We start from the raw sequence: 2,852 nt of genomic DNA on the forward strand, positions 1-2,852 counted from the left end.
CAAGGCCGTGACCGATCCCGCCATCCCCGCGAATGGCGGCTGTTTCAGGGCGCTGGAGATCATCTGCCCGCCCGGCACCATCGTCACGGCGCAAAGCCCGGCCCCCGTATCGATCTATTACGAGACCATGATCGCCGCGATCGAGGTGATGTGGCGGGCGCTGATGCCGGCGGTGCCGGGCAAGCTGCCGGTGGGGCATGCGCGGTCGGTGGGCGCCACCTTCATCTCCGGATTGCTGCCCGACACGGGCGCGCTGTTCGTGATGGGGGAACCGCTGCTGGGCGGCTGGGGGGCGTCGGCCGGGCTGGACGGCGACAATGGCCAGTTCTGCTGCGGCAATGGCGAGACCTACAATATCCCTATCGAGCTGGCCGAAAGCCGCTACGGGTTCGAGATCGACCAGTACGCCTTCCACACTGAACCGGGCGGGGAGGGCCGTTGGCGCGGCGGCAAAGGCGTGGTGCTGGATTACCGGATCACGGCGGCGGAGGCCATGCTGACCTTCTCCGCCACCCGTACCCGCTCCCGCCCCTGGGGAGCTGAGGGCGGCTACGAGGGATCGTGCAACCGGGTGGAGATTCTGCGCAGTGACGGGCGGGTGGAGACCCATTCCATGGTCACCGCCCTGCCCGTTCGCCGGGGAGAGGTGATCCGCCTCTACACCGCCACCGGCGGCGGCTATGGCCCGCCCGGCGAACGTCCGCGCGCGGACGTGCTGGCCGATCTGAAGAACGGCTACATCACGGCCGAACAGGCGGGCCTGTTCGGCGAGGGCGCAGTATGAACCTGTCCGGCGTCTGGACGAACGAGTACGGATCGCGCATGGAACTGTGGGCCCTGGATGATGGTGTCTTCCGGGGCCGCTATGTGTCCAGCACCGGCTCCACCGGTGAATATGCCGTCTGCGGCCATGCCGTGGCGGGTGCGGCCGGACCGGAGAGGGGCAAGCCCCTGGCGCTGGCCATTGCCTGGCACTCCCTGGTGCCGGGACCGGCCGATCCAAGCTGGGACTGGTGTTCCGGCCTCTCGGGCCAGATCAGCCTGCGCGACGGCGCCCCCGTCATGGGGCTGACCCACGCGCTGGTGGCCAGCAGCGATTTCCCTGGCTTGGCCCAGGCCGGGACGCATATCGACCGGCTGACCTATCGCCGTATCGGCGATGCCGGCCCCCCACCGGCTTTGCCATCGCCCGCAGCCGCCATCGATACGCCGCTGACGGGCACCTGGCGGGAGGCGGAGGGCGCGGAGATCGACCTGATCACCGCTTCCGATGCCGGCTTCGACCGGGTGCGGGGGCAACTGCGCCGGTCGGGACGGGCGATGGAATTGCGGGGGTTCGCGGGGCGGGGAGCGGTGCGCTCCCTGGCCCTGACCGGCCTGCTGCCCGGCGGGGAGGTGATGGCGCTGGCCGGCACCCTGCCCGCCGGTTCCGACATGCTGTCCATGATCGACCTGACCAGCCACCCCACCCCGCCCGACAGCCTTTATCTGCAGACGCGGATCAACGGGCGGCGGTTCGCGCGGGTCATGTGTAGCGCGGATTAGCGAAGCGTAATCCGCGGAGCCACGTTGATCGGATTTCCGCGGATTAAGCTTCGCCAATCCGCGCTACGGATCTCCCAACCAAAAAATCCCCCTGCCTTGCGGGGCGGGGGGTGCAGTCACAGCGGTCAACCATTTGCCCCCAGACGGGGCGTGGATCAGAACTTCGCCTTGGCCGTCACGCCATAGCTGCGCGGGCGGGAGAGCTGGCCCAGATCCTGGCCCGTGGCGGAACCGGACCAGAAGGCGTCGGCATACTCGCTGAAATACTGCTTGTCGGTCAGGTTCTTGACATAGGCTGTCAGCGACCAGTTCTCATAGGTCACGCCGGCCCGCAGGTCGATCAGGGTGATCGACTTGCGGAAGTCGATATTGTCGGCCGTGTAATATTGCTTGCCGCGATGATCGATATCGAAACGCAGCAGGCCGCCGACGCTGTCGGTGATGTCGAAACTGTACTGGCTGCCGGCGTTCAGCGCGAACTTGGTGTTGTTGGGAAGCTGATTGCCCTTGTAGATGGCCGTGCCATTGAAGTTCTTGATCTCGCTGTCGGTCAGGCCGATGCCGCCGAACAGGTCCCAGCCCAGCGCCAGACGGGCCTGCATCTCCAACTCAAGGCCGGTCAGGTTGGCGCTGCGGATATTGTCGATTATCTGCGCGCCGGCCACCAGGTCGACCTTGAAGATCTGGGCGTTCTTCAGCCTGGTGCGGAAGGCCGATCCGTTCAGCACGACACGACCGTCCGCCATGGTGGCCTTGAAACCCGCCTCATAATTGGTCGTGGTTTCCTTGGCGAAAATGGCCGGATTGACAGTCGGCGCATTGTACCCGCCCGACCGGAAGCCGGTGGAGAACGTGGCATAGGTCATCACCGCATCGGTCCATTTGTACTTAGCGGTGACTTTCGGCTGCCATTTCTTGAACGTCTTCTCGCGCACGGCGTTGTTGCGCAGAAGATCGGTCTGTTCCCGCTGATCGCTGTCGAAGCGCAGGGCGCCGGACAGTTCCAGCTTCTCCGTCACATCGAACGCCCCCTGCCCGAAAACGGCATAGGCGTCATTGGAATTGCTTTCGTCGCCGAACACGAACAGCGGCGTGAAGCCGGGGATGGTGCCGTTATTGTCCAGGAACACCGTCGTCGTCAGATCGCGGTTGGTGTGCAGGTAATAGGCGCCGGCGATCCAGCGGAAGGCCTGATCGTTGGGGGAGGTCAGGCGCAGTTCCTGGCTCAGCATCTCCACATCCAGGTCCTGGCCCTGGCCCACGGCCTTGGCGGAGGAGAAATCCAGGTCGCCGCGATAGCTCTCCTC

3 protein-coding genes are annotated in these 2,852 nt (G+C 65.7%); 2 read left to right on the plus strand and 1 reads right to left on the minus strand.

Annotated features, from left to right (window positions below; translation table 11 throughout):
• Together Q0072_RS13670 and Q0072_RS13675 are read left to right on the plus strand one after the other, a co-directional pair.
• Positions 1 to 784: hydantoinase B/oxoprolinase family protein (locus Q0072_RS13670; protein ID WP_298331135.1), on the plus strand; the 784-nt coding region annotated here is incomplete at its 5' end.
• Positions 781 to 1,545 carry an avidin/streptavidin family protein gene (locus tag Q0072_RS13675; RefSeq protein ID WP_298331137.1) on the plus strand — a complete coding sequence of 255 codons (765 nt, stop codon included), beginning with the start codon at positions 781 to 783 and terminating at the stop codon, positions 1,543 to 1,545. The genes Q0072_RS13670 and Q0072_RS13675, both read left to right, overlap by 4 nt.
• Positions 1,546 to 1,700: 155 nt before the next feature.
• On the opposite strand, the gene Q0072_RS13680 is transcribed toward Q0072_RS13675, so the two are convergent.
• The coding region (locus tag Q0072_RS13680; RefSeq protein ID WP_298331139.1) for a TonB-dependent receptor at positions 1,701 to 2,852 on the minus strand (1,152 nt) is incomplete at its 5' end.

Source organism: Asticcacaulis sp. (assembly GCF_027484505.1).
In the GTDB taxonomy this organism is placed as follows: Bacteria; Pseudomonadota; Alphaproteobacteria; order Caulobacterales; family Caulobacteraceae; genus Asticcacaulis.